Here is a 4598-nt window from a genome sequence, read left to right on the forward strand (position 1 = left end):
CTGATTGGAAATGGAATTGCTTTCGCCTTGCAGCTCGTCCTCATGGGATAGTCTTGGGTAAAGGGCGGTAATTGGTTGTTGGTTGGTCTGTCTTAACATAAAATCCTCCGTTTCCGACAGCCAGCCCCACTATTCCGTACCTTGATTGTACCACATGGGGCGGCTGTCTGTATAGCGGCAAAAGCGTCAAATCTGCTTCTTTATGGTCGGTCAAATCGCCGTTTTTTGTGTAGCAGCTTCCGCTTCCAGCACTTTCATCATCTTGTCGGCTGCGGTGTCGGTTGCGCCCTGCTTGAAGAAGCCGGAAACGGTAAGGACGGAGTTGCCCATGCGGATTTCCGTCACACAGTCCGGGCGGCGGTCTGTTTTGGTGGTGCTTGTCTGTTTCGTTTCTGTCATAGGCTCTCCTTTCGCTGCTTCATCAGTTGCTTTAAGCGTTCCAGCTTTTCCTGTGCGGTTTCCTTTCGGAAGTTGCTGCCCGTGAAGCGGACGGGGGCGCACATGGAAGTCAGCCTGTCATAGATACGGGCGTGGGGCGTGTCCTGCGGGTGCTGCAATTCCTCCAGCGTGAGGTTGGTCGTGGCGATCAGCGGCTTGCCGCTTCGGTAACGGCTGTCAATCACGCTGTAAACCTGTTCCAGCCCGTATTCTGTTCCTCGCTCCATACCGAAATCATCAAGTATCAGCAGAGGGTAGCTGCAAAGGCGGGAAATATATTCGTTCCTGCCCTCAAAGCTGGCGGCAAGGTCACCCAGTATCGTTGCAAAGTTTGTCATGCAGACGGCAACCTCTTTTTCCATAAGGGCGTTGGCGATACAGGCGGCAAGGTAGCTTTTTCCCGTCCCCACGCCGCCCCAAAACAGGTAGCCGATATTTTCAGCCTGCATGGTTTCCCAGCTCTCCACATAAAAGCGGGCGGTTTCGGTCTGCGGGTTTCTGCCGTTGTCATGCTCAAATGTCCAGTTCCGCATAGCAGGGTCGGTAAAGCCCCGGCGTTTCAAGTCCTCCACTTTTTCAAGGTGCTTCTGTCGGCTTTCGGCGGCTTGCTGCTTTTCACGGGCTGCCCGCTGGCAGTCGCACTCTGCCGGGTGGCGGTCACGCCCGAAACAAGTCTTTCCCTCTGCAAAATAGGCTTCTTTGGGCGTATGGCACTTACCGCAGTATAAAAGCCCGTCCTCGCCTGTGTAGTCCTCCGCTTCGGCGGTAGTGGCTGTAATGTCCGTAATCATAGCTTCAATTCCGTTTTTCATAAGCTCTCGCCCTCCTTGCATGAATAATCGGGTATGCCCTGTTTCGGGGCAGCCTTGCCTTTGGCAGCGTCCTCCTGCGCCCACTTGTAAATGGTGGCTGCATGGCTGTGGTACTGTTTCCCGGTGGAAGCGATATGGCAGGAAAGCCGGTCAATATAATACTCCCACTTGTCGGGCAACTCTGTTTTTAGCCCGGAAAGCTCTGTATCGGTCAGTATCACATTGTTGTATCTGCCATAAGCGGCGGGGGCGGGGTGTCCCGTTTCTCCCTCTCTCTCTTTTTCTATCTCTATCTCTTTCTCTAACTCTATCTCTATCTCTGGTGGACGAATGTCGGACAAATGTCCGCCTTTTGTCCGGGGCGGTAAAAGTGCCTTGTTTTCCAGTCTTGCAGCCCGTTTCCGCTCGGCTTCGGTAGAGGACTGTCCTATCATCAGCTCAATGTCGGTCATATAGAAAGCCCCGCTGTCAAGCTGCTCCACAAGCCCCAACTGCCGGAAAATCTCTAAAGCCCTCTCAACCGTCCCTATCTGGTGGCGGGTCAGTGTCGCTATCATCTGCGCTGTGTAGGGGATATGCTCGTCAAGCTGCAATTTCCCGCCGTTTTTCAGCGATTTTAAGTACAGCTTCAAGAGGATATTGGAGTATAAAATCCCGTCTTTCATATCTTCCAGCAGCACAATGGAGTCGCTGTCAAAAAAGTTCTCTTTCAGCTTGAGGTAGTAATACTTGCGGTTATCTGCCATTGTCCCTGTCCTCCTTTTTCCGGCGTTTGGAGTAGTAGTGGGGGCAGAGTATGATAACCGCCCGGAAGCTCTGCTTGCAGCTATGGGTACAGCCCCGGCAGAGGTCATTGTATGTGATACGATCGCAGGTGGAATTCCCGACTTTCACTTGCCGCAGGAAAAAAGACCATTCCAGCCGCCGTTTCTTGCTCATTCTTGGCATGGGTGCGCTCCTTTCTGCCGTTTCCGCTGGTGTGGCGGTATCGGCGGTAATTCTGTATCATCTCGGTATCATTTTCGGGTTTTTTCTGCCCTATAAGCCCGTTAAAAAATCCTTTGGTATTTGCGGATAGGGTACGGGGCAGCCCCCTTGTTCTGTATAGGTTCGGGTACATTTTGGGGCGGTTTTTATCGTTCCTGTTCCTGCCTTTTCACAGGCTTGCGCTCCCGGTGTAAAATCTGGTCGATATTGCCCTTGACAGTCTGTAAGCGGCGGTATTCCTCCCGTTTTGCCCGGTAATCGTTGTAGCCGCTGTTTTTCTCTTGGATAAGGGTTTCAATCTCTGCTTGCAGGGCTTTATAGCTCGGCAGCTTGGAAATGCCGTTTTCCCTGAAATAGCGGGCGGCTGCGTCTGCTATGATAAAGTCGCTTTCGTACTTCTGACGGTAGGCTGCTTTTGCTTTGGCGTTTTTCTGCTGTTTCAGCCCGTCCCGGACAGGGCGGGTCTTGGAATAGGCAAGCACCTGCCGTTGCAGCTCCTTTTTCCCGTTCAGCGTCTTTTCCATCTGCTTCAGCTCTGTAAGGCTTTCCCGCATGGCGGTATAGGCGGCAGAACAGGCTTCGTCCAGTTCCTCCGGGGAAGAAAAGCCGTACTGCTGATAGGCGGTAACGGTAGCTGCCATTTGCTTTAGGTTGTGCTTTGCCGCCCAGCGGTCATAGCCCACGCCCTTGCCCTCGGCTCGCTTGGCTTCCCGGTCAACCATGCGCTGCAAGGTGTTGTCTGCCGGGGTGGTTTTTGTGGTTTTTTCCCCTTGTGACAGCTTTTTAACCGCGGCAGGGTATTCGAGTATGGCTTTGCTCTGTTCGGCGGCTCTGTGGGCGTTCTGCGTAAGCAGGACAAGGACAGCAGCCTTGTCAAAATCGTCCCCCAGCTTCCGGGCTGTGATAGGCTTTGTCCTGTCCGGCGTGAGGTAGGAAAGCCGCCCCCGGCTCTCCTTGACGGTCACACCCTCCCGCAGCAAAAGGGAAGAAAATTCGTCAAAGCTGCCAGCTTGGGAAAGTGCCTGCCGTATCGTCCGGCGCAGCTTCGCCTTGTCCGTTTCAAACTTGGTGGGCTTGGTCGGCTGTCCTGCGGCTTCTCTGACAGCGTTCTCTTTATCAAGGGCAAGCTGTCCTTTCTTTGCCGCCCAGTATTCCCGTTCGGTTATCCGTTCCTTGCTGCCGCTTAGGAGGTCGATTTGGTAAAGCCCCTCCCGGTGGCACATCTCCATGACTTCACTCTTGAAATATTCCATAGCGGCGTTGGTGCAGCGGTGCTTGCAGCCCTCCCGTGTGTCGGCTGGTCTGTCCATGTAGGGCAGAAGCGGGACTTCATAAATCCGCAGGGAGTTGATGACGATATGCACATGGATATTGCCGCTGTGGTTATGCCCGTCCGGGTGGGTGCAGACTAAGGCTTGGTGTCCGGGGAAATGCTCTTTACAGAACTGCTCGCCCAGCTCCTGCGCCCGGTCTACGGTCAAGCCGTTGTCTGTCCCGTCCCGTGGGTCAAAGCTGATGATATAGTGGTGGCTTTTCACATCTTCCCGTTTTTGGTTTTTCTCATAGCGGAGATTAGCCCGCATACAGGCAACAGCGAAATCCTCGCCCCCACAGTTGAGGGAAGAAATGCGGTAATCCTCCCTCGGTATCAGCCGCCCGTTTTCATCAAGGGTGGGCTTCATGGTAAACTCGTCATGCTCAAATGTGAGATAGGCTTCCGCTGCGCCATAGTCCGCATTTTTAGAGCTGATATGTTTGAATGTTGCCAACAGCGTCACCCACTTTCTGCAAGACTTCAAACTTTAGGGCAGCAAGGTCGGAAACCGCCGCCCGTACCTCCCCGGCAAGCTGCGGGTAGGGGCTGTGCCACTCGTTCAGCGTCCGGGCTATCTGGTTTAAGTTGCCGCCGATCCTGCCGTATTCGGCGGTCAGCTTCCCGACAGCGGCAAGCAACTCGTCATTGACGGGGGAAACGGTTATGATGGGGCGTATGGCTGCCCCGGTTATGGCTTGCCGGATAAACTCGGCTTGGCTCATGTTGTAAGCAGAAAGCCTTTCCGCAAACTCGGCGTATTCTTCCTCGGTCATGCGTGTCTTGACTACCCGGCTGCGGTGCGGCGTGTTATATCGTTTTCGCATGGTAAAACCTCCTTCGGCTGTGCGTGGTGTCCTCTCACTAATAGGAGAAAAACAGGGTGTAAAGCGGAACTGTTTTTGAAAAATCCGAAAAATTATTTTGAGGGATTTTCCAGCGGCGTAAGCCGCATAAGCAGGGTTTGGGGAAGGCACTCCCCAACAAGATTCCCGCAGGGGCAAAATGAGCGATAAGCGAATTTTGGTACTGCGGTAGAATCTTGCTCT

General features: G+C 53.7%; 7 protein-coding genes and 1 pseudogene. All 8 read right to left on the bottom strand.

Features of this window, described 5'->3' with window-relative positions:
- Positions 1–99: pseudogene (locus LKD71_RS18810) on the bottom strand (recombinase family protein); the annotation flags it as partial.
- A 111-nt stretch (positions 100–210) separates the two neighbouring features.
- Positions 211–399, bottom strand: a complete 189-nt coding sequence (locus LKD71_RS17750) for a transposon-encoded TnpW family protein (RefSeq protein ID WP_002569233.1) — start codon at positions 397–399, stop codon at positions 211–213.
- The gene (locus LKD71_RS17755) at positions 396–1250 is read right to left on the bottom strand and encodes an ATP-binding protein (RefSeq protein ID WP_002569234.1); all 855 of its coding nucleotides are present in this window, start codon (positions 1248–1250) and stop codon (positions 396–398) included. The genes LKD71_RS17750 and LKD71_RS17755 overlap by 4 nt, the downstream gene beginning before the upstream one ends.
- Positions 1247–1996 (bottom strand): phage replisome organizer N-terminal domain-containing protein, encoded by a 750-nt coding sequence (locus LKD71_RS17760; protein WP_002569235.1) that lies wholly within the window; start codon positions 1994–1996, stop codon positions 1247–1249. Before LKD71_RS17760 ends, LKD71_RS17755 begins: the two co-directional genes overlap by 4 nt.
- Complete coding sequence (locus tag LKD71_RS17765; RefSeq protein ID WP_002569236.1) at positions 1986–2198, bottom strand: hypothetical protein; 213 nt, start codon at positions 2196–2198, stop codon at positions 1986–1988. The genes LKD71_RS17760 and LKD71_RS17765 overlap by 11 nt, the downstream gene beginning before the upstream one ends.
- 185 nt (positions 2199–2383) lie before the next feature.
- On the bottom strand, positions 2384–4006 hold the full coding sequence (locus tag LKD71_RS17770) for a relaxase/mobilization nuclease domain-containing protein (protein ID WP_002569237.1): 1623 nt from the start codon (positions 4004–4006) through the stop codon (positions 2384–2386).
- Positions 3978–4376: a plasmid mobilization protein gene (locus tag LKD71_RS17775; RefSeq protein ID WP_002569238.1), complete on the bottom strand. Its 399-nt coding sequence runs from the start codon at positions 4374–4376 to the stop codon at positions 3978–3980. Before LKD71_RS17775 ends, LKD71_RS17770 begins: the two co-directional genes overlap by 29 nt.
- 37 nt (positions 4377–4413) lie before the next feature.
- Positions 4414–4598 (bottom strand): hypothetical protein (locus tag LKD71_RS17780; protein WP_331466528.1); only part of this gene is annotated, 185 nt, incomplete at its 5' end.

This window comes from Fusicatenibacter faecihominis (assembly GCF_020686945.1).
Classification (GTDB): Bacteria; Bacillota; Clostridia; order Lachnospirales; family Lachnospiraceae; genus Limivivens; species Limivivens faecihominis.